Raw genomic sequence first — 25,721 nt, forward strand, 5'->3', positions numbered from 1 at the left:
GGCCAGCGTCGTGGTCGTAGCAGGCGACCCGCCGGCCGGCCGTGGATAACCTGGCCGCACTCTCGAATGGGAGATAACTAACGGAAAAACGGATCGCGAAAGGGCTTGACTTCCATTGCCCCATAGAAGAGCGTACTGTCAGGACGATGCCCCGTGACGACGCACGCGGCGGCCTCTCGTGCCAGCGCGTTTTACGGGGATGCGTCGATCTGAGCCGAGTTCGGACTTGAGCCAGTCGGCGGCAGCCGTGTGCCGGTCGCCAGGATATTCGATGTGAGCCTCAAGCGCGTGGGCGGTCGCGATCTGGCTCGCAATGTCGCCGGGTACGGCGCCGCATGCGATGAGCACGCCCTTGCCTGCGATGACGAGCTCCAGTGGCTTGCCTGAATGTGTCAGACGTACTCGAAACCAGGGTTCCTCATCGTCGCCCGGTGAATACACGACGTCGACCGACGAATCAGGATCTGACATGGCTTGCCAGAGCGATTGAAGTTCCAGAGCTTCGCTCGCAAGCAGTTCTGACGCGCGATCAAAGCCGTCATTTACCTTTACGACGGTACGATGGCGCGGATCAATCAGATAACACAGAAACATTCGCGCACCTCTGCTTCTCGTCGATGGCCACAAAACCAGCGTAGCAAGCGGCTCGCCTCCCCGAAAGGCAGAAGGCACACCTCTTTGAGGCGCTACGCGGGGCGCACCGCTGCGGCACGCCGTTATACTGCGCAACACGACAACCAACGAAGCAGCACTCGTTTATGAAGGGAAAAATAGTTGACGGCGAAGCCCGCGACCGGCTGATCATCTGGATACGTCGTCGGATGGAAGAATTCGGCATCACACTGCAAGCGCTCGCTGACTCAATCCAGCACGACCTCGATCACCCGGCGCTCTACCGGGATGCGCACGGTAACGAATGGAATGGGCTGGGCGATACGCCGCATTGGCTTCGCGCGGCGCATAACGCGGGCGTCGACCCCAGCTTTTTTCGCATCGCTCGTGGGCCTGCGCCGACCGAAGCGAACAGCGAGGGTCGCAAGTCCGATCCTCGGCAAATGGATCTGTTTAAGCCGCTTCCGTAGCCTACTTTTTCGCGCCAAGTGCGATAAAAACCTCGCATCAATGCACGCACCTCGGGATCGGGACCAGCTGCCGAATACAAAACAATGCATCCGCGCATTGATTCATATTTTGAAAATACCCGGTTATATGTTTTTCGCTTTTGTTTCAGATTAAGCAAGAGCAACCTGAGCCGGCTCAGGTCCCTTTGTGCCTTCCCAAGTTCGCAACCACCGGGCAGCGCACGGTTAACTAATTGAATTGCTTGATTTTTCTCGACTGAAAGACACCAAAGTTCCGAAAAATGAGCCTGTGGAATGCGTGGAATCCGCTTTCAGAGCCAAACCGGAATAAAAAAACCCCAGCACTCGGCCGGGGTTGGGTTAAGGGAATGAGCAACATCGTGCGCTAACAGATCACTTCGACCATCTCACCGAACGGCGCCTTCTTCGCCCGCTTGAGAGGTGTCGTCGACGCCCACAGGACCGGGTAGTCCGGAGGATCGTCGGGAAACGGGCCGTCCATGTCGGTGAGATAAACCAAGAATGCGGGGCGGATTCCTTCTTTCGCAAGCCGCTCGAACGGCTCGACGAATGAGGTCCCCCCACCGCCGCGCACAGGTAGCAGTTCAAGATCAACCGCGTCACCGCGCTCGAATGTCTGGACCTGTGTTACTCGCGTGTTGCAATCCATCACGATCAGCCGGCGCGGCTGCACACCGGCGTTCACTGCGATGATTTCCGCCGCGAACTGCGCCTGCGTTTCATCCCACACCGATCCGCTTGAGTCGCGGACAAAGACAGCATCGCCCACTGCCGGTTCGTTCAGCGACGGCAGATACAGGCCCATGTGCAGATACCGGCGATTCGGCATCGCGAAGGTGTAGTCAGTCGGCGACGATTCCTGCGCAAAACGATGCAGGATCGGACGCCAGTCGACAACGGGTTCAACAGCATCCGTCACCATCGCTTGCAGCGCACCGGGCAGCGAGCCCCGCATCTTTGCCGCTTTCGCGGCCTGCAACACGGCCACCTTCCATTCCGATTCCTTCAGGGCCTTGTCGTCGCCGGTGTACTGGCGAACCTCGCCACAGGAGGGGGCGGCATCGGGAGTCGAGCCGGGGTCGGGATTGGCGGACGGTGTGTTCGCGCCGTTCGCGTTTGAGGACTGCGGCGGGCTGTTACCCCCGCATGCACTGTCAGGCTGCTTCGGCTGTGGAGCCGACTGCTGGCCAGACTGTGCATCCGGTTTGCCACCGTCCTTCTTGCCCTTCCCTTGCTCGTTTTGCTGCTTTTGCTGCTTTTCCCTCTGCCGCTTCTCCTGCGCGAGAATGCCATAGATCTCTTCGGCCGACTTTCCCTTGAAGCGCGCATCGACCAGCACACCCTTTGGTAGCAGCATGCCTGCCTCGAGCACGATCGGATTGATCGCATAGTCACATGCGTCGTTCCAGAGCTTCGGATCGCGATCGCCCTGACGCCAGCAGTGGCCATTGGCCACGTGCAGAACTTCGTGCGCCAGGACACCACGTGTCTCAAGATCGTTCAGTCCGCCGAGATACGCCGGGTTGTAGCCCAGCGACTCCCCGTCAGTCCAGAACGTCTTGCACGACGGATCTTCGACCGCCTTCAGTCGAAGCGCCAGCGCGCCGAAAAACGGCTGGTCCAGTACAAGCGCCGTACGCTGTTTCGAGATTCGCGGGTCCATGGCCACCTCAGGCAACGAGGCGCAGCAGCGGCGTCTGTTCCGGCTGGACGATCGGTTCGACCGGCGCAAACGCCGATTCGCGATCCACCATCGGTTCCGGCGCCGTGCCCATGAATGCCGCCATCAGCCCCTCGATTTCCGAGGCCTTGGCCGCGACCTGCGAACGCAGCACGTTCGACTCCTTCAGATCCGCACCCGTATGCACGGCGAGATGACGCTTCGCCTGCTCGAGGATGTGATTGAGCTTCGGATCATTCGAGAAGTTCAACTTCGGCAGCAGATCACACAGTTCGCGCACGTTGTTCGTGACGTCCAGGCGAACGTTCGTCGCGCCGTAAAGGCGATCGGCAAGCTTCGAGACTGCTTCGAAAAGACGACCAACGAGATCATTGTTCGCCGTCGAAATCGAGGCGAGCACGTGCTGATCGATTTCCGTACGCAGATCGGTCAACACATCGGGCGGCAGATCCACGCCAAACTGGCTGGCGTCCGGAAACGGCAGCACCGCAAGCTTGACGCCGAACTTGCCCGACATCGCGGCAAGCGTCGGATAGTCCGCCTCGTTGTACAGGTCCTTCTGCTCTTCGCGTGCTTTTTCCTTCAGGTCCAGATAGTCCGTCAGGAAGACCGATACGGCCAGCTCGAACTCGTCTTTCATCTTGCGCAGCTGCTCGGCGACGTCCATGTAGATCATCGTCGGCAACAGGCGCACGCCCAGCTGGTCATACTGCAACGTGTGGGCGTAGTAATACGAGCGGATGCGATTGCCGATCGACATGACCTCGTGATAGCTCGGCGCGTGTTCAGGTAACAGACGCTTGTTAAAGCGGCCGATGCCCTTGGTCTGATGCTTCGCCTCGACGGCTTCAGTTGCCTTCATGTCGAAGCGGCGACCCTGCCAGGCAGAGACGGTGACCGACGACAGCATGACCTTGGATTTCAGTTCGGTGATGTTCATGGACGACTCCAGAAAAGATAGGGATTGGATTCAGCAGACAGAAAAAAGCCACGGGCCGCATGGCGGGCCGTGGCAACAGGAAAGACAGGTAAAGCAGGAAGCGCGGTCCTTATTGACCGCGGATGATCTGACCGAGCGGACCACCCTGTGCGCGGATGAACGCGTGGGTGTTCTGCAGTTCAGGCTTGCGCCGCACTGCGTCACGTGCGAGCAGCGCCGCGAATTCGCGGCGGCCAGCATCAATCAGCCGGTCGTTGTAGGTCAGCACCCGGTCGAAGTTGCCTTCGGTTGAGTGTGCGGCCAGTGCCGTGCTAACCGCATAGAGCGCGGCGGGCGTTTCGGGAATCGGCGCACTATCCGGCGCGAGCAGGATGGCGTCGGGTGATGGCAGCTCGCGGTAGATTGCGAGAAAGCTCATCAGTTCGCCCGCCGCCGCTTCGCCGACCGATCCCGCATACGAGATCAATTCAAGCTCTTTCGGCACGACGCCCATCGTCTTCGCGACGAATCCCCAGGTGCGGGGACTTGCCGAGTTTTCGATGTCGCGCGACTTTTTCTGCACGTACAGCAGATCCGGCCGGAAACGCAGAAACGCGATCAGTTCCGCAGGCACGTTGTTGCGCACTGCCCATGCGGTCCAGTCATCGATAGTCGGCTCCAGCTCCACCACCGTCGCAAAACGCGAGATGACGGGGTCGAGAATGCCCGACACACCAGCGTTGTCGCCGCGCCGGTTGGTAGCGGCGACGAACGTGACGCAGTCGGGCAATACGTGCTCGCCGATACGACGAGCGAGCAGCAGCTGCATCTTCGCTGCCTGCACCGCTGGCGAGGCCTGCCCGAGATCGTCGAGGAACCAGAGCAATGGCGTAGTCGCCCGCAACGCGCGTTCAAGATCGCCGAACGGGAGAAAGCGGGCAATGTCGCCCTTGGGAAACGGCAGACCCTTGGAGTCTGTCGGATCTTCGACGACGGGGTGGCTGATGAGCAGATCGTGACCGGTTGCCTTGGCAACCTGATCGACGATATCGCTCTTGCCGACACCCGCTGGCCCGGTGATGAGCACCGGGAGACGCTTCGGAATGTAGGCAGAGAGCAGTGCAAAGAGTTGCTGGGGATTGACTTTCATGGGGTACCTGAAAAGGAAAAGCCCCACGAAACGACGCCCCAGGGGACGTGGTCCCGAAGGGGCGAGTTGAGTGTGCCGCTTTCGCGGCCGGTCGAATGCGTCGGTTGACGCTTGAAAATCGGTTGGGTATTACGCGAGCGCGCCGGCCAATGCAGCCAGTTGCGCCTGCGTGAGCGATCCGCGCGACACCGAGGCCTCGCGCGTGAAAATCAGCTCGCCGTACAGGTCGGCGAGACAACGTGCTTCGGCACACAGCACCAGCACATCCGAGTCAAACATGGACGGATTGCGGTTGCGCCATACATTGATCGCGGCTTCAACCTGCGCGATCGAAACGCGATCTCGTTCGGAAGCGTTCTGTTGAGTCATGGGGGCCTCAGAATGTAGTACCCCGGTGTCGCCCGTAAAGGGAGGACGTCCCCCAGGGCAGCCTTGTTGCCGGAATCCGGCGGGTCGATGCGTCAGTGACGCAGGTGATGATGCAAGTCTATGCCGGGAAAGCGCCGCTAGTTGCCCGAATCATGCGCAAAACAACCCCGCTTTGACCGCGAGTCTGATACCGACGGCGAAAAAAAAGCCGGCGCTGAGCGCCGGCTGTGTTTCAGGAAAATTGCTTCAGAGCAGCGAGGTCTGCGCGAGGCGTGCACCGTCAATCCGGGCAATCATCGCCACTTCCCGCTCGCGGAACACGCGTGATTTTTCCGCGCCTACGCCATTGTGCTTTTCCATCACATAGGAGAAGCAGACAGGGTTGGCCGGACCGCGCCACGCTTTCCACTCTCCCATGATCAGCTCGCGCACTTCGGCGGGACACGCGAAGTACTCGCGACGCGCGTCACGCCACTGGCGGGCAAACAGGTCACGCATGCGTTGCTCGCTGCGGTCGAACATGCGCTCACGACGCTCCCTTTCTTCGTCGACCGAAAGCGCACGTGGCGCTTCAATCTGGTCGGCAAACAGCGGATACGCCTGCGCAATCCTGTCGGCGGCACGCTCCTGGCGACGCAGGTGCAGCGTCTCCATGCGCGACGTCCAGCGGTAGCCCTCATAACGAGGATATCGATCGAATCGCACGACAGTCTCCTCAGGCTGCAACGCGCTCGAGCATCGCGCGCGCATAATCCAGCGTGCCATCCTTCGCACGCAGTGTCCTCGCCTCGCCACGCTCGGGATTCACGAGCGCATACTGCCTGCTCGCCCCCTTGCGCCAATCGCGGATCTCACGGAAGCCCTCCTCGATCGCAGCTTCGACATGCTGTGCGCCGTCGATGATGACGCCGTCGGCGCGCTGATACTTCGTGCGTTGCGCCGCCTCCTTCGCACGTTGCGCATCTTCCGCCTTTCGTTGCGCCGCCTTGCGTTCCGCATCAGCCGATTCCCACGCTGCCTGGGCCGCTTCATCCATACCGCACAGGGCGAAGATTGCGCGACGCCGGGTTTTCGAGTTACCGCCACGCAGTTTGACGCCGTAATGCTCTTCGACGGCGCGCTTGCTGCTGCGGTTTCGATCGTCGGGGCTGTCCAGCACCTCCAGCAACAACGGGAGGTGATGCTGTTCGATGGCGACGGCCATGCGGTTTGCCCATTCGAAGGTCTCACGACCGTGCGAGAGCAACGCCATCTCACGCTCCAGCTTATGCCGTCGCGCAGTCGTGCGCCCCTGGGTGCGCTCCATGTCGGCCCTGTCCAGAGATTTGTCCCGCTTCGAGTCGGCCAGAATCTGGCGCAGACGCCCGGCGAAAGCATTAACGGGTGTTCCCAACGTCAGCGGCTCGTTGAACATCGGCGGCAATGACTCCGCGGACAGGATACCTGCCGCGAAAAGCGCGTCGTCGACCGAGACGAAATCACAGGCAGCCGGCAAGCCGTCGACGGCCGCTACGATCGCGTCCACGTTCTGAGCCGTAATCGGCAGCTTCGCGGCTCGCATCACCGACACCACCCACCGATGTTTCTCGGCCGGCATGCGCCCGCGTAGCTCAACCACGTTGAGCAACGATTCTGCCCACTCCAGGTCGTAGCGAAAGGCACGCTCCATCTTTCGATAATCCTCGAGCACCACATCAGGCACAGGCTCGTTGCGCAACAGTGCGTACGCCACGTGCACCTCATGCCTGGCGTTCACGCCACCACCCGGCGCGGGCGGCCCGCCTGCCCCGAAGCCGAAGCGCTCAACGGCTGCGTGATGGAACAACGGCGACAGGTCGAAGAACTGGCGAGCGTTGCGCGCTGCTGCACGTTCCGCATCAATCTGGCTGCTGGACAGGAAACGCTCCGGCGCGCGAGAAAGATCGAACAGGCTGAACAGTTCGTCCCAATGCGCCGGGCGGATCTGCCACGGCTTCGGCTCGGCGCCATATTGGCCGAGCCAGTGCGCGCGGACCTCGTCAAAGAGGGATGCGATTACTTCGGCCGCCGTGCCAGCGCGGCGGATCGCCAGCGTGCCGTTGTAGCGCGTAACGGTTGCGGCAGCGCTGTCGCACTGCAGCCCGATAAGCGCCGTTTCGGTTGCCTGCACGCACTCATCACGGAACAGGGACAGCACACCGGCGAGCGTGGCGACAAGGAAGGTTTCACCGGGAATCGTCAGTTTGTACATAGGGAGTTGGCTCCAAAAGAAGCGAGGCCAACACCCCATCTGGGGACGTTGGCCCCGAATGGGTGTGAAGTAGATGAAAGACGGGGGTGATCAGTCGATGTCGAGCATCCGCGACACGACGGCAGCGACGGCCCACGCTCGCGTGCGCGACAAGGTCTTGATGCGCAGAACGGGCTGGCTCTTCCAGTGGCCAGCCTCGCCGGTTTCGATGAACTGGATGAAGTCGATCTGGATCATCCAGCCTTCCGAGTATCCGCGCGTGACAGACAGCGCGAGACGCCGACGCGGGGTGCCGCCATCAGGCCAGTCACGTGTATCGACCAGCCCGAAGTAGTCTTCGTTCGGGTCGCCAACGAGATTGGCAGCATCAACCCATTCCGGTTCGATTTCAGACTGACGAAGGGCATGCTCTATGTGGTCGACGACCTGCCGGACAGTTTTTTCGGCAGGATCAAACGGCGTGCTGGCGTGCACGGCGGGTGGTTCGAGTAGTTCGGGCATAGGATTCAGAAAGCAAAAAAGGCCACACCCGGGTGGGTGCAGCCTTTGATGAATGACGGGCTGAAGAACTCCAGCCCGGATCGAAATTTGATGTCTATCGCGGGATGCGCGGGAAACGACGCTCCCGCTTGACCTTGCGTGCATTGTGCTCCATCAGCGAGCCAATTCCACACATGGCAACCGCGACACCGAGTACAAGAAAACTGATGTCCATGCTTATTCTCCCTTGATGGAAATCATGCCCTGAACGAACGTTAGCACAAAACTTGCGACCAGACTTGCCTCCAGCTTGACGTCGGCGAGGGTCCAAACCTGGGTCGAGTGCCACACACCCACAGCGCCCAGGAGCGCGGCGGCGGCAAGCGTATGACAGAAGCGACCGAGCTGCTGGCGTTGATCCTTTGTAGGATTCAGGAAGAGCTGGAGTACAAGCCCGATAAAGCCGTCCTCCTTCCCAACGACGCCGATTGCATCACCGACAGAGAAGCCCCCGTCAACTCTGCTATCCAGCTGCACGGTCGCGCCATCGATAACGGCCGACACAGCCGGCGGCGCTTCGCTGACGCTGAATTCCCGAAGCAGCGTCTGCAGGCGCTGCGAGGGATATACCTGATCGGTTTCTCGCATATAGGTCGCGCGATCGCTGATTGTCATCCCGGACGGATATCCGACGAAGATCTCGACGATTTCCATTGAACCTTCTACCGGCGTTCGCAATCGAGACCGCCCGCGAGCAGCAGGCCGCCGAGCAGCGTGTCGTATCCCTCGCGTGAGGACAACTGTTCGAGCGACACGGCGTTGTCGCCGCCCCCGGACATGTCCGTGCGGCCGCGACGCGTGCGGAATGACACAGCAACCTTCTGGCGTGTCGGGGTGTCCGCAACTTCCAGCATGACGGCGGGGGTACGGAGGGTGACGCGGCAACCGCGATTGCGGCGAGCCGGTTCGGCGACGATTTCGTGCTCGCCGGAGCGAAGACGAAGATCGCGTGCGACACGACGCAGCATCTGGGTCGCGTGGTGGGTGATAGCGGCGTCACCAGCCGCACCCGCACTGCGGCGGTCGGCATAGAACACCTTCGGAACTTTCAACATTGCTGCCTCAATAAAGAAAAAGCGAGGGTCCCTTTCGGGACGCCTCGCGATGAAGGAATGGGCCGGCAACGCCGGCTGTGGAATAGCGGATCAGTGCGTGACGCGCAGACCCGAGTTGGTGGTGATGAGAAGCACGTGATCGCCCGGCGCGAACGGCTGGTCGTCGGGTTGTGCCACAACGACGTTGCGACCGGTGTTGGTGCGCACAATGATTTCGAGGCCCGAGTGATGCGACAGGACCTGCGAGACCTTCTGCGTGACAAAACCGGATGCAGCACCCGTCAAGGCACCAGCGATGTAGCGGCCGGTGCCATTGCCGATCGTGCGCGAACCGAGGAAAGCACCGACACCTGCGCTGATGAGCGACGTCAGCCCGGAGTTTTCCTGGGTGGCTTCGATCGTGATTGCGCGAGTGCGGACAACCGTACCTTCTTCGAGCGTGCCCGAACGCTGAACGTCATAACGCTGGTACGTGTTCGGCGAACCGAAATCGACACCGGCGCAAGCCGACAGCATGGATGCGAGAACGAGACTGACGATGCTCTTGAACATTTGATTGCCTCAACAAGATGAAGGGCAACCATCCCGTCGGGGAGGTTGCCCTGACGGGAAAGAGATTTGGTATTCAGTGGGCAGCAGCAAAGCGAAGACGCAGATTCACGTTTCGCTCACGCGCACCCAACCAGTTAACTGCGATGAGCAGCGCGGCCGACAGCGGCGCGATAACGAAGACGAACCAGAAACCAACGCCCTGCAGGAAAGCGCCATATGCGTAGCAGTGTCCCGTTATGGACTCGAGCATGAACGCGGCGAACGGCAGTTGATGCGAATCGACGTGCGCCAGATAGGCATCGACAGCAGCCGGTCCAGATGCACGCAGCAGGTCAAGCTGGCTTTGCGCTTCGAACGCACAACCAGAAATGACCAATATGCAGCCGGTTAAGGCGAGAACAGCAGCAACGAGCAGGACAAACTTGAGCGAAACGTTAGCAGCCGTGCTGTTGCGATTCGACATGGAACAGCTCCTTGAAATGCGGGAGCCGGTTCCCCGTTGGGATTGGCTCCCAACGAGAGAAAAAAAATAGTTGCGTCAGGCGAAAGCGCCTGACGCATTGAACAGTTGCTGGTTACGACGAAATGCGGGTGAGGTAATGCAGATCGACGCGACCGCTTCTGACGAGCTCGCGCTCGGCATCAAAGGGGATTTGAAAATCAAACTTCACGGTGGCCGTTCCGTCGCTCCACAGATACAGAATGGAGCCGTGGAACTGCCGGATGGGCAAGGTTGCAACTGCTTGCGCGAAAACGCGTTGGTTCTCACGAAAGCCCCACTTTTCCGAGATACGTTCAGGGTCGTTGGCGATTGCCAGGGACTTGACGAGCTCTGCGGACTGAGTGACTTGCTGCAGCATGGTGCGGCTCCTAAAAAAACGGGAGCGGTCCCGTTGGGATAGCTCCCAACAGGGTTGACAGACGGGGTTGCCCTCGTGGAGGACCGGCATTTGCCGGTCAAAGGTATGAGCACTCCAGAATCTGGAGTGTTCGTTCGATGCGCAGAAGCGCGGGTGATGGGGTGAGTCTAGGGTAGTTCGAACGCGACGAAGCCTGGAAACATCGGCAAAACCACCTCGCTTTCGCATTTTGTGTGTCACGACGAAGGTCATCCCCCTGTCCGGTGCGCCCGAGACAACGAAAAAAAAGCGCCGTTCCTGAGGAACGGCGCTGGCTTAAGATTGTACGGTCACAAACGGCAACATGACGACGCCGTTGCTCCGCCTCGCGCGAGTGACGGGGCAAGGTGCGGCGTCACTCGTGCATCAGGCGGACTTCAGCCCGCCGTCGTTGCCCTCTTCTGGCCAGCAAAGCCAGAAGAAGGCGAAACCCAGCCCGAGAACGTCGGCCAGCATCTGAATCAACTGGCTCGGGTCATGGCTGGCAAGGTATTGGCGCCCGTCGTGCAGCAACGTCGAAGCGACGAAGTAGATAACGACGAACGTCCCCGCGAGCAGCGCGCGGTTGCGCGTCGTCGGCTTAACGAAGATGCCCCAGAACAACGTGAACAGAGCGCAGAGCGCGAACGCCCCGAACAGATGTTCGATGCCGCCCGGCGCCCAGCGTCCGAGGTACTGTATTTCGTCGAGACGGAACCAGACCTGATACGGTTCGGCAAAGCCTTCATAGCGGTGAAACGCCGCCAGAAAGAGCGCAATGAGGGTAATGACGAAAGCGCCCGCGTGCGAATGGACGGTGCTTGCAGTCCGCGCGGGCGCGGTGTTAGTGAAGAAATTTTTCAGCATTGTTTGTGCTCTGAAAAGAGGTTGGATGATTGTTGCGTAGGGATGCAGCGACAAGCAGCACTGCTTCTTGGTATAGCGTTTCAGACCTCCAATAAAAATGCCGCTTCCCAAAGGAAGCGGCATGTCAGTTTGCTGCGGCGGATTTCCGGCTCTTTCGAGCCTTCTTTTCCTTTGGTTTGGGTGCCTCGTATCCGAAGCGCGCCCACGCAGCAGGGTCAGTCGCGACCGGATTCGTTCTCCCCGTTGCGAGGTTCACGAACACAGCCGACCAGTCGAGCGAACCGGTTCGAAACAGCGTCCACAACAGATTGAACGCCTGCACCGAGATCGCCTGATTGATGACCAGCGACTGCTTTCGCAGCGCGTCAGCCATCGAGCATGAAGGCGTATCGTCGCCCTTGTCGTTCTTCGCGTTCAGCAGGTCGGGAAACAGATCGCCCACATGGGGCAGCCTGTCGTGCCGTGCCTTGCCGAACTCGCCGAGAATGACCTGGCCGCGATCCGTCTCGTTGCCACAGTCGAGGTAGTAGGCGCACGACCCGCGGTTCGCGGCCTGCACGATTGCGTGCCGCGCGCGCCGTGTGTCGACACAGCCGATCACGAGGTCCGCGTGCAGCCGGACACTCGAATCGACTCGCCGAGCTTCAGCAACCCAGCGCGTTCCCATCAGGTTGTTCAGCCGGTTCACGAGCAGCAACGCCTTATACTGGCCGACGTCGTTGGGATAGAACCCTTGTCGACCGACGTTCGTCTCGCTGACCGTGTCGTCGTCATACACCGTGCACTCGATTCCACCCGGGTGCCCAAGCTCGATCATTGCGTGGTGCAGACGCGCGAGGCTGGGCAGCAACGCACTGCCCGTGCCGCCCGCGCCGACAACAACAACCTTCCAGGCTCGCGTAAGCATGTGCTGCGGAATCCGGTGTTTGATGGCGGTACTCATGCCGTCACCTCCGAATCCAGCGCCACCCGCCACGTTTCAGGAATCCCGCCCTGCTTCTCGTCGAAAATCCCCTTCACGCATAGCCGGAACGCCACAGACGGCGCACGTTCGCAATGACCGAGCACGAGCGCGAGCTTCACGTCGTGCCGGTCATCGTCGTTGTCCGTCCGCGAGAAGAAGGCCGCGCCCGAGCCATGCGAATGGCAGTCCACCACAACGCTCTCGCCTTCGTCCAGCACAGGCCGCTCGTACCTCAGATGGCCCGGACCGTGCGACAGCGACGGCAGCGGCACCGTGCGGAACTGGCGCGTATGCCGATTCCAGACGATCCAGGCGCCCGCCTCGTTGGGCAGCGCGGCCCGAGCAATCTGGTAAAAGGCGGACACATGCTCAGCCGGTATTGCGCCACAGAGCAGCTCCGTCGATTCGGCAACATCGCCGTACGGAATTGCGGTGGGTGCGTCATACCGCGCGACGCGCCGAACCACGCGAATCCATGGCCTCAGCACTTCGAGCCAGATACCGTTGGCGGCGATCAGCAGCCGCTCGCCGTAGGCGGTCATGGGTTCCACCGCCTCACTGCGCGGCACCATGACCGACGGGAACGACTTCTGAAGAGCGGTGTCGAGGGCGTTCATGCCACACCTCCGACACGACCGTTCACCAGCGCCTGGACCGCAAACTTCATCGGCACAAGGCACTCCAGCGGAAACGAGTCACCGAATTTGCCGTCCAGCATGTCGCGCCAGAAGGCATATTCACCGTCCTTGTACGCCACGCGTTTGCCGCCGGCGTTCGGATGGGTGAATGCCGACTCGAAGAACCCCGCTTCCCAGCGAGGGATCGACGCGACATCCACGCGCTTCGGAACGCGTGCCGTCCCAATGCAGATGCCTCCGTTGTCCCAGGTGTTGAAATACGGCGGTTCATACAGCTTCGTGTCCGCAGCCGGCCGATCGTTTCCAGCGACTGCAAAGACGCGGAACCCGGCATTCGCCGCCTGGAACACGAGACCGGGATGCGGCACGATCGCCGAGCGCTCGCCAAGGGTCTGGCATTTGAAGAACACGCGACGCATGCCCGGCGGGCACCACCACGTCACAGCAGAGGGGGAGATTCCCAACACTGTGGGCGGCAGAAATTCCGCTTTCGGTGCCGCATGCTCAGCCAGCTTCGTGAGCGCCGAGATGAGTGCGTCACGTTGCAGCGGCCGTCCTGCACCGATTGTGGGACGACCTTTCACGAGGGCAATCGGGTGCGCCGTTGCGAACACCGTTTCTTCGTCCTTTGCGCCATACAACAATAACGCGGACTGAAGCGATACATCCGCACTGGCGCGGCCAGTCGAGATACCAGACATGGAAAACTCCTTAAACAATATGCGTCACGAGCGCCAGCAGGCTGTCGAGACGTTTCAGGATGGAAAACCCGAGCGTCCAGTCGGCGTACTGCCGTCGGATCGCGCGCGCGTTGTTGCCCAACGCGATAAAGCCGTGGTATGTCGTGGCTTCACCGCTCTGGGATTCACTATCGAAATGACAGTCCAGGATGTCACTGATGAACTCGTTGCCATCGATGACAATCCCGCAACCCGCGTAGACGGGATTGGTCTCGTGCGAGGCGTCAAACAGCCTTTTACGGCGCGTGCCGTGCATCAGCCGGTTCAGCCTTAGCAGTTCAGTGCAGACCCGCCGGACCGTTCCCCGACTTCTGGAACGCAGGGCGAGCAGCTCTTCGTCATCGAGCGCAGGACGTAGCCGCCAACGACCTCCTGAGAACACGGAAGGCTCCGCGTCGTCGGGACACAGCATCGGTCGTACCGTCGAAGGCAGATACGCCTTTCGGGCCTCTGCGTCTTCGCCAAAGCGCTCCTTGAGCATCTCTTCCGCATCCGCGTCAGTGATGCTTTCGTCGCCTTCCCAGTACCAGCACGCAAACTCGTACATGAACCAGTCCGGCGTGCGCATCCAGACGGTGCGCCAGGCGGCACGATTAATGACGGACATGACCGTACGCAGGAGCAACGGGTGCGCCGCGCGTAGCTTGCTAACCATCGGCCCGAAGGAACAGACCCACTCCTCCGGTGACTCCAGCGCGAAGAACATAGGCGAAGGGTCTTCGTCGTTGCTCGCCGTGCCGGTGTACCGGAGAACGTCCCGGACCGCATAACTATCGAAGAGACGGGGCTGTATCGTGATGCGCGCCAGCGGCCCTGTGTGGCGCTTCGCCCAGGCAAAGAAGGCCTGCTGGAACGCGTCACCGGCATCGATCGGATCGTTCACGTCCGCTGCGCGCAGCGGGCCGTGCAGGAAGTGCTTCCTGACGATCCCCGTCAGTGACACGTCCTCGCGCCACTTCACGCGTGCGACTTGCGGAACATCGTCGCCGACGCTCGGAAGCGTCAGAAAATCAGCGGCAGGTCCACGTCGGGCAAAGGGAGCGCGTGGCGGTTGCCACGACCCACCGGCGCCGAGAGCGAACCGCGAATCAGTTGTTGAAGGATCGAAGAGCATGAGCGGGCTTCCTCGTCATATAAAAAAACCGCCCTTTCGGGCGGTTCCTGGTTGAATGCGCCGTCCTTACCGGACAGGGCTTTGAGCAAGGCGTCCTTACGCATGGGAACCTTTGGCCCCAGCAGCGCGGACGAACGTGTAGCGCATGACCGTCCCCTTGATTTCAGGCCCGTCTACGGCGGCCGTCGTAAGTTCCGGATACTGCGCGGTATAGAGATCGCGAACCTGATCGGGGGTGAACGTGACGCCCGGATCGGGCAGGTTCATACCGTTGTAGGCGAATTCGCGAGTCACTGCGGCGATGGCGATAGACATGGGAAATCTCCTTATCCGAGAAGCGACAGAAGATCCGTGCCCTTCGGCTCGGTCGATGCAGCGGCAGGCGCAGATTCAGTCGGTGTCGAATCCGACGCTTGCGCATCATCATCGTCAGCGTCTTCATCGTCGCCCGCAGTGCTGTTCGATGCCGGCGCTGAAAGCGCTTTTTTCGAACCGCCCCGCAGCGTCTGTTGTGCCTTGCCGACCTGTGCCTTTTTCGCCTCGTCAAGAATTGCCGTCGTGACGGCGACCTGCTCCTCGAGCGACTTGTGCGAACCTGTGTAGGTCAGCAGCGCGTTGGCAAAGCCCTCGTCGAGCTCTGCTGCCGTTGCCGTAAGCATGAGCGGCTGACGTAACGTCGGGTTCGATGCGCCTTGCGGCACCACGAACACAGAGAGTTGGTCACCCGAGGCCTGCAAGGTCATGACGACCTTGCCCGCCGCGCGTACGAGCGCTTCCAGTTGCTGAAACATGAATAACTCCAGAAAAAAGGAACGCCGCGCGGTGGCGGCGTATACATATAGAGAGGAACGGGACGCAGAACGCGCCCCGCGATTTCAGAACTTCAGCACCTTCGGCAGCTTGCCCGTGTAGTCGAAACCTTCGACCTTGAGCAACGCCTCGATGACTTCCGCCTTCGATTTCGCGAACACCTTCTTGAAGTTGTCGCCAAGTGCGGCCCGAATGCCAATTTCCTCGGCGAGCACAAGCATTTCCGACTTCGTGATCAGCTCCAGAAACTCCTTGTCGAGCTTCCAGTGCTTTTTCAGATCCAGCTTGTGCGCCTTGCACAACTGCGTCAGGTTGGTCAGCTCCAGACCTTCGATCGCGGCAAACAGCATCGCGATCATCAGGTCCGCCTGTTTGCTTTCACCCACCGCTTGCACGGCGTCGACAGCTTTGGGCAGGTCGGCCAACGGCGCTTCGCGGTCTGCAATCTTCTCGAAGAACTTGCGAAATGCGCCGTCATCGATCTGACGGGCATGACCACTCAGCACGACTGCAATCAGATACTGGCGAGCCAGTTCGTGATTCATGCCGATGTCCACACGCAGCGCCTTGCGCCACAGCTTCACGCGATACGCCCTTACCCGCTCGGACTCGGCGATTACCGTGACCGACGGGTTCGTGGACGCGGGGGCACTGGCCGACTTGCTGCCGGTCCCGGTCGCGCTCTTCGCCGCGGGCGCTGACTTCGCACCATCGGCCTGTTGGGGCTGCTTCGCAGCCTTTTCAGCCTTGATGCGGGCCGCCACCTTCTGCATGTTGCAGACGGTGTCGAAGCATTGGCCGCGATAGACCTTGCCGATCGAATCCGGCAGGCCGCTCACTGCCGCGCCGTAATTGGCGCAACCGTGACAGGCTTGCGCCTGTTCGAGGCCGACGCCATTCGACCCGTCGACAGCCAGTTGCACTCGCGTGTTGTTGTCGCCAGCCCGTACGATCCGCACGGTCTGGAACTCATCGCGCAGCCCAGCGGCTGTCGCCTCAAGCTGCTTCTCCGTTTTTGCATTGAAGCAGCTACGGTTCGTGCAGTTGCCGGTGCCAATCGCTTCGCCAAACATCTGCGCCTGCGTCGACGAGTTATGCGGGCAACCCGCGCAATCCGCCTTGTCGAAAATGGCCGAGGCCAGTGCGCACGACGCCGATTCAACCAGCTTCTTCACGTCGGCGACGGACCGCTTCTCCGCAACGACGACGGGCAGGACCTTGTCCTGATTCTCTTTCGAGAGCGCCGCCAGCAGTTCGGCGTGAGCGATATTGATCTTTCGCTCGCTGAGCGCATCCAGTACCGCCTTCGAGCAGTTCAGCAGCGCGAGGCGGCTGTCCAGTGTCGAGCGCGACCACCCAAGTATCTTGGCCGTCACGTCACGATCGCCGCCGTGCAGACCGAGCAACTCAGCAGCGTCGACGGCTTCTTCCGAAGGCGACAGGTTATCGCGCTGGATGTTTTCGGTGAGCGCAATACGGCGCGCTTCGACCTCATCGACGTCCTTTACAACGATGGGCATCGGGAAGTGTTCACCGTGAGCGTCCATGGCACCGCGATAGCGGCGACCACCGGCGATCACCTCGTAGTCAAACTCGTCCTCCGTTACGGGGCGGACGATGATGGGCGTGTCAACGCCATGCGCCCGAATCGATTCGGTCAGTTCCGCCATTGCCTTCGGATCGAAGTACGTACGCGGATTCCGGCCGAGCCTGATGCGCTTGAGGGGAGCAGTAAGTTGTTGTTGCATTGCAGGTTCTCCGAAGTGGGAACCTGCCCCCGAACGGGAGTGGTTCCCGATGGGGTCTAAGATGGGTGCCGGATATCCGGCGGATCAATGCGTCAGGGACGCGTAAAAGCGGCTCGTCAGTGCTCGAGATGCGGGCACTGCCAGATTTCGTGGCCCTTGAAGCAGAAGGAGCACATGCCCGACATTTCCTCCTCTGCCTCGTGGATCGCAATGCCTCTCTTCCACGACTCAGCCAGGTTCGGCTCATCGGCAAAGTAGATGGGCACCTTCAACTCACCAGCGTTTGCAGTCGCAGCGTTGCGTTGACCCAACGCCTCAGCATCAGCCATCGGTACCGCAAAGCTGTCATCGTCGGGATCGACGATCGAGGCTATCTTCGCTATCGCGAACGCGACGCGCACATCAAGGTAGGCGTTTGACATACAGGTTCTCCGGGGAGGGAACCAGCCCTGCGGGAGTGGTTCCCGAAGGGGTCAAAATGGATGCCGTGCGAGCCGGCGGTTCGATGCGTCAGGGACGCGGATGATTTATCAAAGATACGCCTCCGCGATAGCGGAATTCCCCGAAAAGCTGCACAAATCCATGCCGCTAAGAAAAAAAGGCCCACCGTCCGGTGGGCCTTCGCGTTACGGCGCGACGCTATCGCGCTGACACTGTTCGAGGACGAAACGTGCGATCGTCCTCGCAAGCGGCATCGCTACCGAGACTTCGCGCCGGTCGGCCGGCGCTTCCAGCACATACAATACGAACGCGATTGAATCGACGACAGGTGGGCTGCCGGTTGCGTGAGTAGCGATCCATTCGATGAGTGACGCCTGATCGCGCTTCCAGTCTCTGTCGTCATGAACATAGCCGAAGCGTTCGCAGAGCAGTCGATGGAAATTTTTGAACTCGTGCTCCGCTCGCGCGCTGGCTTGATTGCCACCATCGGTCGGCGAGTTTAGAGAGGTGTTGCTTTCGGAAGGTTGAGGTTGCACGGCAGATTCTCCTGAAATGGGAGTCGGCCCCCAACGGGAGCAGACTCCCGTTGGGATCAATAGAGGTGCCCCCGTTATCGGGAGGGCTCCGGTTTAGAAAAGCGTTAGCTGGTCGATCGTATCGAACACGGTGCGTTCCCGTGTACCGCTTGCCAGCGACTGCTCGAAAAGCTCAGCCAGCGACGTCGCACTGCGACTTACCTGTGCAGGCGTAGTCCGCGGCGTTTCGCGTTCCAAAACCTCCACGTCCGCAGTTTCGATCTCTGTTGCGACAGCGACTTCCTGCACAACGTCTGGCGACTCAGCCACATCAACGTCCGGCTGCTGTTCCGGCGCGACAGCTTCACGAAGCAGATCCGCCTCGAGTCGGCGCCGTAGCTTGAACGTCCAGCCTCCGAGAATGTGCGCGGGCGTGTACCAGGTGCCCCACACCTCCATCGACAGCGCATTGCCGTGCACGACCGTTGCGGGAACGTGCAGCAGCGACAACTGGACGTACGTCATGTGGACGCAACACGGATCGATATCGATGCAGGTTGCGTGCATCGAGTGCTGAAAATTGTGACCTGCAGCGAGGATTGAATCCGCCGCGGCGATCACCATGCCACCAGCGCCACAGGCCGGTTCATGCACCCGGAGAAAACCACGGCGCTCAACCTCCGCACCTACATCTCCCATCAACATCATCGACATCATGCGGGACACGCTGTAGGGCGTGAAGAATTGCCCTGCCCGATCGTTGCCAAGGCCTAACATCATGTACGTCTCGCCAAGGACGTCGGTCAGGCCGCCGCTAACTGGCAGACCATCTGCGGTTTGCTTGCGGATCACCGCCACGCGTTGCTCGAACGATTCAACGAGGAGACCGAGCATCTGCGGGAACCGCTCCACTTCCTCCCGCTTGTACTTGCCGACGATTTCGAGATAGCGCTTTTCGCGCGCCTCGAACTGCGCGCGATCGGCGCTATTGCTGATCGCGAGCGCGCTCATCTCCACAAAATCGGAAAACACCGTGTGCAGATGGTGGCCGTAGGAAAACGACTGGATGAGCTTGACGAGCTCCTTCTGTGCCGAGTCCGCGGTCAGATCATGCTTGCGTTGCGCAGGTTTTCGGCTCACAGCAGATCCTCCACCGGGCCGAGATGTGCCTGAAGAACTGCGTACAGCTGGTCGAAATCAGGAACCTCTCCCAACGCGAGGGAACGCTCTACATCAAAGCCAGCCATCTTGAATATCGCGGCTCGATCGACCACGGGTCGCACCGACCCAGCTGCGAACTCATCACGCGCCTTCCAGATGATCCGGGTGGCCAGCGTCTCATAGGTACGACGCAGTTCGCTGATAACCTGTTCGGTTGAAGGTACGCGTACCGCAGCGGCATGAGTCTCGCCAAACAGGCGCTTTTCGGTTGCCGCGACAGCGCTGTAATGCCGCCATGCGGCCGTTTGCGCATCAATGAAAGTTTGAATGAAATGATTAAACATGCCGGATTCCGTAGGTGATCCGGAGCGCATCCCCAGCGGGGGCGCGCCCCGGCGGGTAGATGAGTGTTTGATCAGATGCCGTAGTACCGGCGTACACGCCGGCGTCGCTCAGCGAACGGGCGGCCGCAAGTCACTGACAGGGGTGCTTCCGCTACGAGATGACGGAGCGCTGCCGCTCGAAAATGCGCGGGATGGCGCTTCTTCGCTCTGACGATCCGCAGCAGTTGGTCGTGAGGGAGGCCGTAGCTCTGCCAGACCATCAGGCCGAATCGAAGAATGCGTTGTCGGTTCATGGTGTGCTTCCAGTCGAAATGACGGGAGCACGCCCGTCGGGTGTGGGACCCGTCGGGGTAAATAGGAAACGCCTGCAGGTGCAGGCGTTCGGTCGATGCGTCATGGACGCGATTGATAAGACCATCTTAGCGCCCCCGCACTTCCACTCAACGGAAAATGGGCGCGTAATTCGTACGGCTTTTGCGGAGGGCGCGATCCGATATCCGGGCAACCTTATCCACAGATTTTCTGGATAACCCTGTGGATTGCTCGCCAGGAACGTCCGCCAGAAGGGCGGTGACCGGCCTTGCACGCGAGAGCGGCACGAGAGAGTGGCCCGAGAGAGTGACCCGATCCGGCTCAGGTCCCTAACCCGGAAAGCTTCAGAAATCCATATAGCTTTCGCCGCTCTACCGCGCAGATCAAAAGCTTGCCGCAAAGGTCCAGCTTTCGCATGACACCCGAAGCGCCGCGCGATCGACAATTACATGCGCGCATGTACGCGCGCTTAGCTGGCTGTTGCAGTGTCCCCAGTGTCGCGACGTGGCTGCAACGTCAAAGGGCCATCTCAGGGTCGTCGACCTCGCAGCGATGCTTTGCTCACAGGCATTCGTGCCCTGCGACTCGATACACGAAGTCGCTATGGCGAACCGGCTGGTTGCCGAGCGCCGCAGTTTCGTCAAGCCCGTGCGAATGTCGCCGGCAGACGACATGCTTCCCGATTTCATCCTGCGCGATACCAATCCGGAGACTCACATTGAGGTTTACGGCATGAACTGCGTCGCTTCGTATGAGGCACGCAAGAGGGAAAAGCAGGCACTGCGCGCCGCGCGCCGCATTCCCGCCGCCGAATGGAATATCGAACGGGAACCGCTGGAAAACGTCGTGCTCCCACCCTCGCGCATCGCATCGCCGACCTGACGGCGCGCCCGCCTCGATTAATACCCGGCAACATTCTGAACAGGAGACGCCATGTCGCCACAACTCGCCGAGATCTTGCAGGATGCCTTGAACTTCACCCGTTACGCCGCCTCGCCATTTATCCTGAATGGGAGACCAGACTCCATCCGGCTGTGGCTTGACGCGCTGCGGGAGCAGCTTTCCTGTCTCATCGCGAAAGTGGACCGCGCGATGGACGCTGTTGCGCTTCGTCCCGAAGGCGACACATGGACCGACGAGGAACGCATATTGAGCCACGAATGGGTCAGGCGTCACTACCCGAACGAGACGGCCTCGACACAGGCCGCGCTTCGCATGGCCTGGCGCGATGGTCAGCGTCTCAGATCTGCGCACCCGGATTCGCCGCGCGCGTCCGCTGGCACGCAGTTTGAGCGGCTCACGCTGGAAGCATTGCGCGCGCTGGTCCCGTCGGACGACAAAAACTCCGAATGGTGTAGGTCAGCGCACGAGTTACTGCAGGCGCTGCCGGCCGGTCGCGGGTTCAGGTACCTCGACATTAACCGCACCGTGATCCGCGATGTGTTCCTGAAGCACGGCGTGTTCCCTGCGCAGTCGCCCCGCGACATCCCCAACTCGGCGTGTGAGGCTGTCGAGGAGTTGCTGAACCATGCGGAGGAAGCGGACGAGTACAAGCACCTCTATCGCGATGCCGCCCGCGACCTTGCCTCAATCCGGCAGGCGCTGAACATCCCGAACGATGAGATCGGGATCGTCGGCGGAGTCGGACTCGTCCTTGAAACGATCGCGAATCTCAAGCGTCCACAACAGACGGTAGCCTGACCGGGTCGCGCGCCGTCGCGCGCGCAACCTTGACTTTTCGTCTCGCACGCCATGATGCCTATAAGCCGCTCTTCGAGGGGCAACCAACCAACGAGGCATTCATGCAAGGCAAAGCGTTTTTCCTGGAGCGCGCAATTTCACGCGCGCTCGACTGGGCCGGTCGCTACCCGGCGCTCGGCTGCGCAGCCCACGATCCACATTCCATTTCCAACGGCCGGCAGGTCGTCGCCGCCGCTCTCACACCTGACGGAATCCGCTGCGTCTTTTTCAGCGCTGTCGGCTCCGTGCTCGACTTCACGGCGACATGGGCCGAGCTCGAGCGCGCCAAAACGTGGTGGTACTTCGTCCAGCGCTGGTATTTCTGGGTGGTACCTGACGCGAAGACACTCGATCGCCTGAACGTCACGGGCCTGCGGCTCGACCACGCGATCGTGCCGATGCACAGCAGTTCGCTCGACGCAGTCACCTATAGGGTATGGCTCGGCGGCATTGAAGCGCGGGCACGGCTGCGCGGATCACTGGCAGCCGTCCACCTCGAACTCGAAGCGTAGGAGGAAAGTCATGGGTGCGCTTACCGCAATCGAATGGACGGACATGACGTGGTCGCCCTGGGAAGGGTGCCAGAAAGTTGGCCCGGGTTGTGACCACTGTTACGCGGAGTCGATGAACCACTGGCTGCGCCGCGGCGAGAACTGGGGGCCCGGCGCAGAGCGACGCACCTACAGCGACGCGCATTGGGCAAAGCCCGTGCGCTGGAATGAATCGGCCGCCCGCGCCGGTCAGTATCGGAAGGTGTTTCCCAGCGTTTGCGATCCGTTCGACAATGCTGCGCCGGCGGGTGCGCGTGAGCGATTCGGCCAGCTCATCCTCGCCACGCCGCACCTGATCTGGATGCTTCTGAGCAAGCGCATCGGGAACGCGTCCACGATGCTCCGCGCCATGTTCCCCGACGGCACCCCTGACAACGTATGGCTCGGCGCGACGATCGTCAACCAGGCAGAAGCCGACCGGGATATTGAGAAGCTGATAGACGCGCCCGTTGGCACCCGCTTCCTCTCGATGGAACCTTTGCTCGGTCTCGTCAGCCTGTACGACTGGATTGGCCCTTGGGGCAAGCCGAACGAACTCCAGGCCCCACCGATGATCGACGGCATCTTCGTTGGCGGTGAGAGCGGCCGCAGTGCGCGCCCGATGCATCCATCATGGGCGCGATCGCTGCGCGACCAATGCGCCGCCGCCGGTGTTGCGTACCACTTCAAGCAATGGGGTGAATGGGCGCCGGGTAATCTATCTGCTGGTGGCGATTTGATCGAGCGCGACCGATCGAAAATCAAGAGCGGCTTTTTCGACTACAACGACCACTGGAATCCCCAAGGCCCCAACCCGTTCCGTCAGACGATGGACCGCATCGGTAAAAAAGCCGCTGGGCGGATGCTCGATGGCCGCATCCATGATGATTTTCCCCGGATTTCCCCTCTTCTATTATCCGCCTCTGAATAAAGAACCTTTTCTGGATGTAAATCAGGCTTCTCGCGTCTCTAATGTCCAACGATAATCTAGGATAGATATTGGAACGCGGGATTTCCGGAAAATGTACGAACAGCTCTACCCATGCGACCACTGTGGCGGCCGTGCGACCGTCGGCCTATCCCAACGTGTGGTTGCTGAGATCGGCGAACCCGGCTTTGACTACGGCCAGTTTGGACGGCATGCCGGACCGCCCAAGATCGGCGATACCCTCAGGCGCCCCCCGTACGCTCCACAAACAGAACGCCTCGCCTGCATATATTGCGCAGACTGCGGCATGTCGACGCCGTGGTTTCCGTACGCCGAAAACGAGGCCGATGCTCTGAAAGAAGCGGCTCCCATCTGGAACAGGCGCATCAGCCGCCCTAAGATTACCGAAGGCGACCTGCGCGACCTCATCGAAAAAGAGCTTGGCGCATGCGACGCACAGATGGTCATAGACATGCTCTCCCGCAATGACGAGGACTGGGAGACTCGTGGACCCATCTTCAAGATGCTGGCACAGCGTTTGGTCGACGCTTCGGTTTCGACCATCGACAGTTGGCCAATCGAACCGGTACTGCGCGACGCCGCCCGTTACCGGAAGCTGGTTCAACTCGTGAAGTGGCTCGACGTTGACGGCAACCGCTACATCCAGTTTCCGACGATCCCAACACCGCAGGAACACTCCGACCTGATGTTCGAGGACCGGATCGCCGTCGCGATAGACGGAATGCCCGATCGCGACAGGTGGTGATCGCGTGTAGGGGTCTCTCCCGCCGACGCCAGTGCGTTTTCCGTCGGTCTGCGGTTACGCACGAAAAAAAAGCCGGCTGCTAAGAGCCGGCTTCAAAAAAGTTCCGGCACATTCCGAGGGCCGATGCCAGAACCTGAGAGACGATTCATTGTGCGGCAACGCCGGCACCCTGCGTGGGGCATATGGCACACAATATTGCTGCTCATTCCACTGGACGAACGAATCTTAGCCTTGCTTTTCGCCGTCGCCAAGAATCCGATAGAGCGCCTGCCGCGAAATGCCCAGCGCCTTCGCGGCGTGACTCTTGTTGCCAGCCGCAGCCCCCAATTCGCCCCGCGCTTCGTCTAGCGTCGGGAGTTTCCGCTGCATCCGGTCCTGCATCGCGAAGGTCGACAGGTATGCGCCCGACTTGCTCAGGCGCGAGTGACCGGCCGCCTCGACGACGCGGCGCATTGCCTGTTCGTGAAGTTGCGGGTCTGGGCGCTCACCGGCTCGCTTGATCGGAGCCTCCACACCAGTCGTCTCTTTGTAGAGCGTCTGCAGATACTCATGCCGAAGACCGTGACTCGTGATGCCCATGCCTCTTTTGGTGACGCCGTGCTTTTCAAGCACGTAGTAATACCAGTCACGCCATTGGCTTAACGTCCGATCTGCAGGCACCGTCGATCCAGTCAACCCGTTACTGAGTCTCGCCGCTTCTTCAAGTATTCCAATCTTCGTCTCGATAGGTACCTCACGCGGCCTGCCTCCCTTCGTGCCGCGCGTCACTGCCAGCATTCTTGGGTTACGCACGGCTTCCGCCGGTCGCAGCATAAAACTCTCTTCGATGCGCAAGCCAAACGCCGCCTGCAACTTCAGTTGCACGGCGGTGTACGGACATGTTTGTGCGATCTCCTCGATCTTCGCCACCGCGTCGACACCGTGCGCCGCCCATGATTTATCTTCTGTTGCTACGTAACTTCGCTTCAGGCCGAGCGCCTCCCGGTCCGCGTAATCGTCAAGGGAGCCAACCAGGTTTGTCTTGCCCATCCATCGCGCGAACGCGCGAAGGTACGTCAGCTTGTTCTCGATTGTGCCGCCGCTCTGTCCGGCCCTGATCCATGCGCCGACCAAAAACTTCACATGCTTCTCTTTCAGCGACCAAGGCGTCTGGAGCGCGAAGCCGCCTTCTCGCAACTCCTTGAACGCCTTGCAAAGCTTGGCCGCGCGGTACTCCTGTGTCTTGATCGACAACGCCCTGTTGCTGATCCGTGTGGTGCTGTGAACGCGTGAGACGTTCTCGTCGAAAAGTCTAAGCAGCGCATCCCGGAATTCAGGTCCAAACCCATATCCATTAACGATTGCGCGCACATTCAATATTGCGGCCATCCGATACCTCCGCCCGCGGCGCTGCGCCGCGATGCCTTGTTGTTCCGTATTCGCCGATCGATCGCTGCATCCCTACCTGATGCCGTCACCCGACCACCCGGGCTTGCCTGTTCGCCGCACTGTGCGGCTGCGCCGTATCCCCGTCGCGTGGGTCCTGCCTTCCGAGCCTTTAGCGATTCCATCCGATCGGCCAGTTGCACGGGAAGAACATGCAATCCGACTGTCCAACCTGCTGCCTGCCAGCCTGAATCGCGCTTC

32 protein-coding genes are annotated in these 25,721 nt (G+C 60.6%); 6 read left to right on the forward strand and 26 right to left on the reverse strand.

Annotation, left to right across the window (positions count from 1 at the left end; translation table 11 throughout):
* Positions 1-138: 138 nt before the first annotated feature.
* Entirely contained in the window at positions 139-594 is a 456-nt protein-coding gene (locus AB4Y32_RS28565) for a hypothetical protein (protein ID WP_368724544.1), read from the reverse strand.
* 164 nt (positions 595-758) lie between these two features.
* Between AB4Y32_RS28565 and AB4Y32_RS28570 the strand changes: the two genes are divergently transcribed.
* A complete protein-coding gene (locus AB4Y32_RS28570) occupies positions 759-1,082 on the forward strand; it encodes an H-NS family nucleoid-associated regulatory protein (protein ID WP_368724545.1) in 324 nt (107 codons plus the stop codon).
* Positions 1,083-1,467: 385 nt separating this feature from the next.
* On the opposite strand, the gene AB4Y32_RS28575 is transcribed toward AB4Y32_RS28570, so the two are convergent.
* The 24 genes from AB4Y32_RS28575 to AB4Y32_RS28690 all read right to left on the reverse strand — a co-directional run bounded on the left by AB4Y32_RS28575 (position 1,468) and on the right by AB4Y32_RS28690 (position 19,819).
* Positions 1,468-2,766, reverse strand: a complete 1,299-nt coding sequence (locus AB4Y32_RS28575; protein WP_368724546.1) for a vWA domain-containing protein — start codon at positions 2,764-2,766, stop codon at positions 1,468-1,470.
* 7 nt (positions 2,767-2,773) lie between these two features.
* Entirely contained in the window at positions 2,774-3,724 is a 951-nt protein-coding gene (locus tag AB4Y32_RS28580; RefSeq protein ID WP_368724547.1) for a hypothetical protein, read from the reverse strand.
* Positions 3,725-3,833: 109 nt separating this feature from the next.
* Positions 3,834-4,853 (reverse strand): ATP-binding protein, encoded by a 1,020-nt coding sequence (locus tag AB4Y32_RS28585; protein ID WP_368724548.1) that lies wholly within the window; start codon positions 4,851-4,853, stop codon positions 3,834-3,836.
* 129 nt (positions 4,854-4,982) lie between these two features.
* Entirely contained in the window at positions 4,983-5,222 is a 240-nt protein-coding gene (locus AB4Y32_RS28590) for a DUF3717 domain-containing protein (RefSeq protein WP_368724549.1), read from the reverse strand.
* Between the two features lie 246 nt (positions 5,223-5,468).
* Positions 5,469-5,876 (reverse strand): hypothetical protein, encoded by a 408-nt coding sequence (locus tag AB4Y32_RS28595; RefSeq protein WP_368724550.1) that lies wholly within the window; start codon positions 5,874-5,876, stop codon positions 5,469-5,471.
* 61 nt (positions 5,877-5,937) lie between these two features.
* Positions 5,938-7,452: a hypothetical protein gene (locus AB4Y32_RS28600; protein WP_368724551.1), complete on the reverse strand. Its 1,515-nt coding sequence runs from the start codon at positions 7,450-7,452 to the stop codon at positions 5,938-5,940.
* A 90-nt stretch (positions 7,453-7,542) separates the two neighbouring features.
* The gene (locus AB4Y32_RS28605) at positions 7,543-7,953 is read right to left on the reverse strand and encodes a hypothetical protein (RefSeq protein ID WP_368724552.1); all 411 of its coding nucleotides are present in this window, start codon (positions 7,951-7,953) and stop codon (positions 7,543-7,545) included.
* 216 nt (positions 7,954-8,169) lie between these two features.
* Positions 8,170-8,646, reverse strand: a complete 477-nt coding sequence (locus tag AB4Y32_RS28610) for a hypothetical protein (protein ID WP_368724553.1) — start codon at positions 8,644-8,646, stop codon at positions 8,170-8,172.
* A gap of 8 nt (positions 8,647-8,654) precedes the next feature.
* Positions 8,655-9,047: a hypothetical protein gene (locus AB4Y32_RS28615; protein ID WP_342937826.1), complete on the reverse strand. Its 393-nt coding sequence runs from the start codon at positions 9,045-9,047 to the stop codon at positions 8,655-8,657.
* Positions 9,048-9,137: 90 nt separating this feature from the next.
* Positions 9,138-9,599, reverse strand: a complete 462-nt coding sequence (locus tag AB4Y32_RS28620) for a hypothetical protein (protein WP_368724554.1) — start codon at positions 9,597-9,599, stop codon at positions 9,138-9,140.
* Positions 9,600-9,672: 73 nt separating this feature from the next.
* Complete coding sequence (locus tag AB4Y32_RS28625) at positions 9,673-10,062, reverse strand: hypothetical protein (protein WP_368724555.1); 390 nt, start codon at positions 10,060-10,062, stop codon at positions 9,673-9,675.
* 112 nt (positions 10,063-10,174) lie between these two features.
* The gene (locus AB4Y32_RS28630) at positions 10,175-10,459 is read right to left on the reverse strand and encodes a hypothetical protein (protein WP_342937829.1); all 285 of its coding nucleotides are present in this window, start codon (positions 10,457-10,459) and stop codon (positions 10,175-10,177) included.
* A 405-nt stretch (positions 10,460-10,864) separates the two neighbouring features.
* Entirely contained in the window at positions 10,865-11,467 is a 603-nt protein-coding gene (locus AB4Y32_RS28635; protein ID WP_368724556.1) for a hypothetical protein, read from the reverse strand.
* A gap of 1 nt (position 11,468) precedes the next feature.
* Positions 11,469-12,287: a PRTRC system ThiF family protein gene (locus AB4Y32_RS28640; RefSeq protein ID WP_368724557.1), complete on the reverse strand. Its 819-nt coding sequence runs from the start codon at positions 12,285-12,287 to the stop codon at positions 11,469-11,471.
* Positions 12,284-12,925 (reverse strand): PRTRC system protein A, encoded by a 642-nt coding sequence (locus tag AB4Y32_RS28645; protein ID WP_368724558.1) that lies wholly within the window; start codon positions 12,923-12,925, stop codon positions 12,284-12,286. Before AB4Y32_RS28645 ends, AB4Y32_RS28640 begins: the two co-directional genes overlap by 4 nt.
* Entirely contained in the window at positions 12,922-13,647 is a 726-nt protein-coding gene (locus AB4Y32_RS28650; RefSeq protein ID WP_342937794.1) for a PRTRC system protein B, read from the reverse strand. The genes AB4Y32_RS28645 and AB4Y32_RS28650 overlap by 4 nt, the downstream gene beginning before the upstream one ends.
* A 10-nt stretch (positions 13,648-13,657) precedes the next feature.
* Complete coding sequence (locus tag AB4Y32_RS28655; RefSeq protein WP_368724559.1) at positions 13,658-14,800, reverse strand: PRTRC system protein F; 1,143 nt, start codon at positions 14,798-14,800, stop codon at positions 13,658-13,660.
* Between the two features lie 96 nt (positions 14,801-14,896).
* Entirely contained in the window at positions 14,897-15,115 is a 219-nt protein-coding gene (locus tag AB4Y32_RS28660; protein ID WP_342937796.1) for a PRTRC system protein C, read from the reverse strand.
* A gap of 11 nt (positions 15,116-15,126) precedes the next feature.
* The gene (locus tag AB4Y32_RS28665; RefSeq protein ID WP_368724560.1) at positions 15,127-15,591 is read right to left on the reverse strand and encodes a PRTRC system protein E; all 465 of its coding nucleotides are present in this window, start codon (positions 15,589-15,591) and stop codon (positions 15,127-15,129) included.
* Between the two features lie 84 nt (positions 15,592-15,675).
* The gene (locus tag AB4Y32_RS28670; protein WP_368724561.1) at positions 15,676-17,358 is read right to left on the reverse strand and encodes a PRTRC system ParB family protein; all 1,683 of its coding nucleotides are present in this window, start codon (positions 17,356-17,358) and stop codon (positions 15,676-15,678) included.
* A 116-nt stretch (positions 17,359-17,474) separates the two neighbouring features.
* The gene (locus AB4Y32_RS28675) at positions 17,475-17,780 is read right to left on the reverse strand and encodes a hypothetical protein (protein WP_368724562.1); all 306 of its coding nucleotides are present in this window, start codon (positions 17,778-17,780) and stop codon (positions 17,475-17,477) included.
* A 204-nt stretch (positions 17,781-17,984) separates the two neighbouring features.
* The gene (locus AB4Y32_RS28680; RefSeq protein WP_368724563.1) at positions 17,985-18,335 is read right to left on the reverse strand and encodes a hypothetical protein; all 351 of its coding nucleotides are present in this window, start codon (positions 18,333-18,335) and stop codon (positions 17,985-17,987) included.
* Positions 18,336-18,428: 93 nt separating this feature from the next.
* Complete coding sequence (locus AB4Y32_RS28685; RefSeq protein WP_368724564.1) at positions 18,429-19,454, reverse strand: N-6 DNA methylase; 1,026 nt, start codon at positions 19,452-19,454, stop codon at positions 18,429-18,431.
* Positions 19,451-19,819 (reverse strand): hypothetical protein, encoded by a 369-nt coding sequence (locus AB4Y32_RS28690; RefSeq protein WP_368724565.1) that lies wholly within the window; start codon positions 19,817-19,819, stop codon positions 19,451-19,453. Before AB4Y32_RS28690 ends, AB4Y32_RS28685 begins: the two co-directional genes overlap by 4 nt.
* Positions 19,820-20,635: 816 nt before the next feature.
* Between AB4Y32_RS28690 and AB4Y32_RS28695 the strand changes: the two genes are divergently transcribed.
* The 5 genes from AB4Y32_RS28695 (at position 20,636) to AB4Y32_RS28715 (ending at position 24,095) form a co-directional block, all read left to right on the forward strand.
* The gene (locus AB4Y32_RS28695) at positions 20,636-21,013 is read left to right on the forward strand and encodes a DUF1173 family protein (RefSeq protein WP_368724566.1); all 378 of its coding nucleotides are present in this window, start codon (positions 20,636-20,638) and stop codon (positions 21,011-21,013) included.
* 51 nt (positions 21,014-21,064) lie between these two features.
* Positions 21,065-21,832: a hypothetical protein gene (locus AB4Y32_RS28700; protein WP_368724567.1), complete on the forward strand. Its 768-nt coding sequence runs from the start codon at positions 21,065-21,067 to the stop codon at positions 21,830-21,832.
* A 101-nt stretch (positions 21,833-21,933) separates the two neighbouring features.
* On the forward strand, positions 21,934-22,383 hold the full coding sequence (locus AB4Y32_RS28705; protein WP_368724568.1) for a hypothetical protein: 450 nt from the start codon (positions 21,934-21,936) through the stop codon (positions 22,381-22,383).
* Between the two features lie 10 nt (positions 22,384-22,393).
* Positions 22,394-23,332, forward strand: a complete 939-nt coding sequence (locus tag AB4Y32_RS28710) for a phage Gp37/Gp68 family protein (protein ID WP_368724569.1) — start codon at positions 22,394-22,396, stop codon at positions 23,330-23,332.
* Positions 23,333-23,423: 91 nt separating this feature from the next.
* On the forward strand, positions 23,424-24,095 hold the full coding sequence (locus tag AB4Y32_RS28715) for a Lar family restriction alleviation protein (RefSeq protein WP_368724570.1): 672 nt from the start codon (positions 23,424-23,426) through the stop codon (positions 24,093-24,095).
* A 225-nt stretch (positions 24,096-24,320) separates the two neighbouring features.
* Here the strand turns inward: AB4Y32_RS28715 and AB4Y32_RS28720 are convergent, their stop codons facing one another.
* The gene (locus tag AB4Y32_RS28720) at positions 24,321-25,463 is read right to left on the reverse strand and encodes an integrase domain-containing protein (RefSeq protein WP_368724571.1); all 1,143 of its coding nucleotides are present in this window, start codon (positions 25,461-25,463) and stop codon (positions 24,321-24,323) included.
* Positions 25,464-25,721 lie beyond the last annotated feature (258 nt).

The sequence above is a fragment of the Paraburkholderia phymatum genome (assembly GCF_040965635.1).
GTDB classification, from domain to species: Bacteria; Pseudomonadota; Gammaproteobacteria; order Burkholderiales; family Burkholderiaceae; genus Paraburkholderia; species Paraburkholderia phymatum_B.

Bases quoted from the DNA above. Each gene is read 5' to 3' on its own strand.
- AB4Y32_RS28565 (WP_368724544.1), bottom strand. From the start codon at position 594: ATGTTTCTGTGTTATCTGATTGATCCGCGCCATCGTACCGTCGTAAAG.
- AB4Y32_RS28570 (WP_368724545.1), top strand. From the start codon at position 759: ATGAAGGGAAAAATAGTTGACGGCGAAGCCCGCGACCGGCTGATCATC.
- AB4Y32_RS28575 (WP_368724546.1), bottom strand. From the start codon at position 2,766: ATGGACCCGCGAATCTCGAAACAGCGTACGGCGCTTGTACTGGACCAG.
- AB4Y32_RS28580 (WP_368724547.1), bottom strand. From the start codon at position 3,724: ATGAACATCACCGAACTGAAATCCAAGGTCATGCTGTCGTCGGTCACC.
- AB4Y32_RS28585 (WP_368724548.1), bottom strand. From the start codon at position 4,853: ATGAAAGTCAATCCCCAGCAACTCTTTGCACTGCTCTCTGCCTACATT.
- AB4Y32_RS28590 (WP_368724549.1), bottom strand. From the start codon at position 5,222: ATGACTCAACAGAACGCTTCCGAACGAGATCGCGTTTCGATCGCGCAG.
- AB4Y32_RS28595 (WP_368724550.1), bottom strand. From the start codon at position 5,876: ATGGAGACGCTGCACCTGCGTCGCCAGGAGCGTGCCGCCGACAGGATT.
- AB4Y32_RS28600 (WP_368724551.1), bottom strand. From the start codon at position 7,452: ATGTACAAACTGACGATTCCCGGTGAAACCTTCCTTGTCGCCACGCTC.
- AB4Y32_RS28605 (WP_368724552.1), bottom strand. From the start codon at position 7,953: ATGCCCGAACTACTCGAACCACCCGCCGTGCACGCCAGCACGCCGTTT.
- AB4Y32_RS28610 (WP_368724553.1), bottom strand. From the start codon at position 8,646: ATGGAAATCGTCGAGATCTTCGTCGGATATCCGTCCGGGATGACAATC.
- AB4Y32_RS28615 (WP_342937826.1), bottom strand. From the start codon at position 9,047: ATGTTGAAAGTTCCGAAGGTGTTCTATGCCGACCGCCGCAGTGCGGGT.
- AB4Y32_RS28620 (WP_368724554.1), bottom strand. From the start codon at position 9,599: ATGTTCAAGAGCATCGTCAGTCTCGTTCTCGCATCCATGCTGTCGGCT.
- AB4Y32_RS28625 (WP_368724555.1), bottom strand. From the start codon at position 10,062: ATGTCGAATCGCAACAGCACGGCTGCTAACGTTTCGCTCAAGTTTGTC.
- AB4Y32_RS28630 (WP_342937829.1), bottom strand. From the start codon at position 10,459: ATGCTGCAGCAAGTCACTCAGTCCGCAGAGCTCGTCAAGTCCCTGGCA.
- AB4Y32_RS28635 (WP_368724556.1), bottom strand. From the start codon at position 11,467: ATGCCGCTTCCTTTGGGAAGCGGCATTTTTATTGGAGGTCTGAAACGC.
- AB4Y32_RS28640 (WP_368724557.1), bottom strand. From the start codon at position 12,287: ATGAGTACCGCCATCAAACACCGGATTCCGCAGCACATGCTTACGCGA.
- AB4Y32_RS28645 (WP_368724558.1), bottom strand. From the start codon at position 12,925: ATGAACGCCCTCGACACCGCTCTTCAGAAGTCGTTCCCGTCGGTCATG.
- AB4Y32_RS28650 (WP_342937794.1), bottom strand. From the start codon at position 13,647: ATGTCTGGTATCTCGACTGGCCGCGCCAGTGCGGATGTATCGCTTCAG.
- AB4Y32_RS28655 (WP_368724559.1), bottom strand. From the start codon at position 14,800: ATGCTCTTCGATCCTTCAACAACTGATTCGCGGTTCGCTCTCGGCGCC.
- AB4Y32_RS28660 (WP_342937796.1), bottom strand. From the start codon at position 15,115: ATGTCTATCGCCATCGCCGCAGTGACTCGCGAATTCGCCTACAACGGT.
- AB4Y32_RS28665 (WP_368724560.1), bottom strand. From the start codon at position 15,591: ATGTTTCAGCAACTGGAAGCGCTCGTACGCGCGGCGGGCAAGGTCGTC.
- AB4Y32_RS28670 (WP_368724561.1), bottom strand. From the start codon at position 17,358: ATGCAACAACAACTTACTGCTCCCCTCAAGCGCATCAGGCTCGGCCGG.
- AB4Y32_RS28675 (WP_368724562.1), bottom strand. From the start codon at position 17,780: ATGTCAAACGCCTACCTTGATGTGCGCGTCGCGTTCGCGATAGCGAAG.
- AB4Y32_RS28690 (WP_368724565.1), bottom strand. From the start codon at position 19,819: ATGTTTAATCATTTCATTCAAACTTTCATTGATGCGCAAACGGCCGCA.
- AB4Y32_RS28700 (WP_368724567.1), top strand. From the start codon at position 21,065: ATGTCGCCACAACTCGCCGAGATCTTGCAGGATGCCTTGAACTTCACC.
- AB4Y32_RS28705 (WP_368724568.1), top strand. From the start codon at position 21,934: ATGCAAGGCAAAGCGTTTTTCCTGGAGCGCGCAATTTCACGCGCGCTC.
- AB4Y32_RS28710 (WP_368724569.1), top strand. From the start codon at position 22,394: ATGGGTGCGCTTACCGCAATCGAATGGACGGACATGACGTGGTCGCCC.
- AB4Y32_RS28715 (WP_368724570.1), top strand. From the start codon at position 23,424: ATGTACGAACAGCTCTACCCATGCGACCACTGTGGCGGCCGTGCGACC.
- AB4Y32_RS28720 (WP_368724571.1), bottom strand. From the start codon at position 25,463: ATGGCCGCAATATTGAATGTGCGCGCAATCGTTAATGGATATGGGTTT.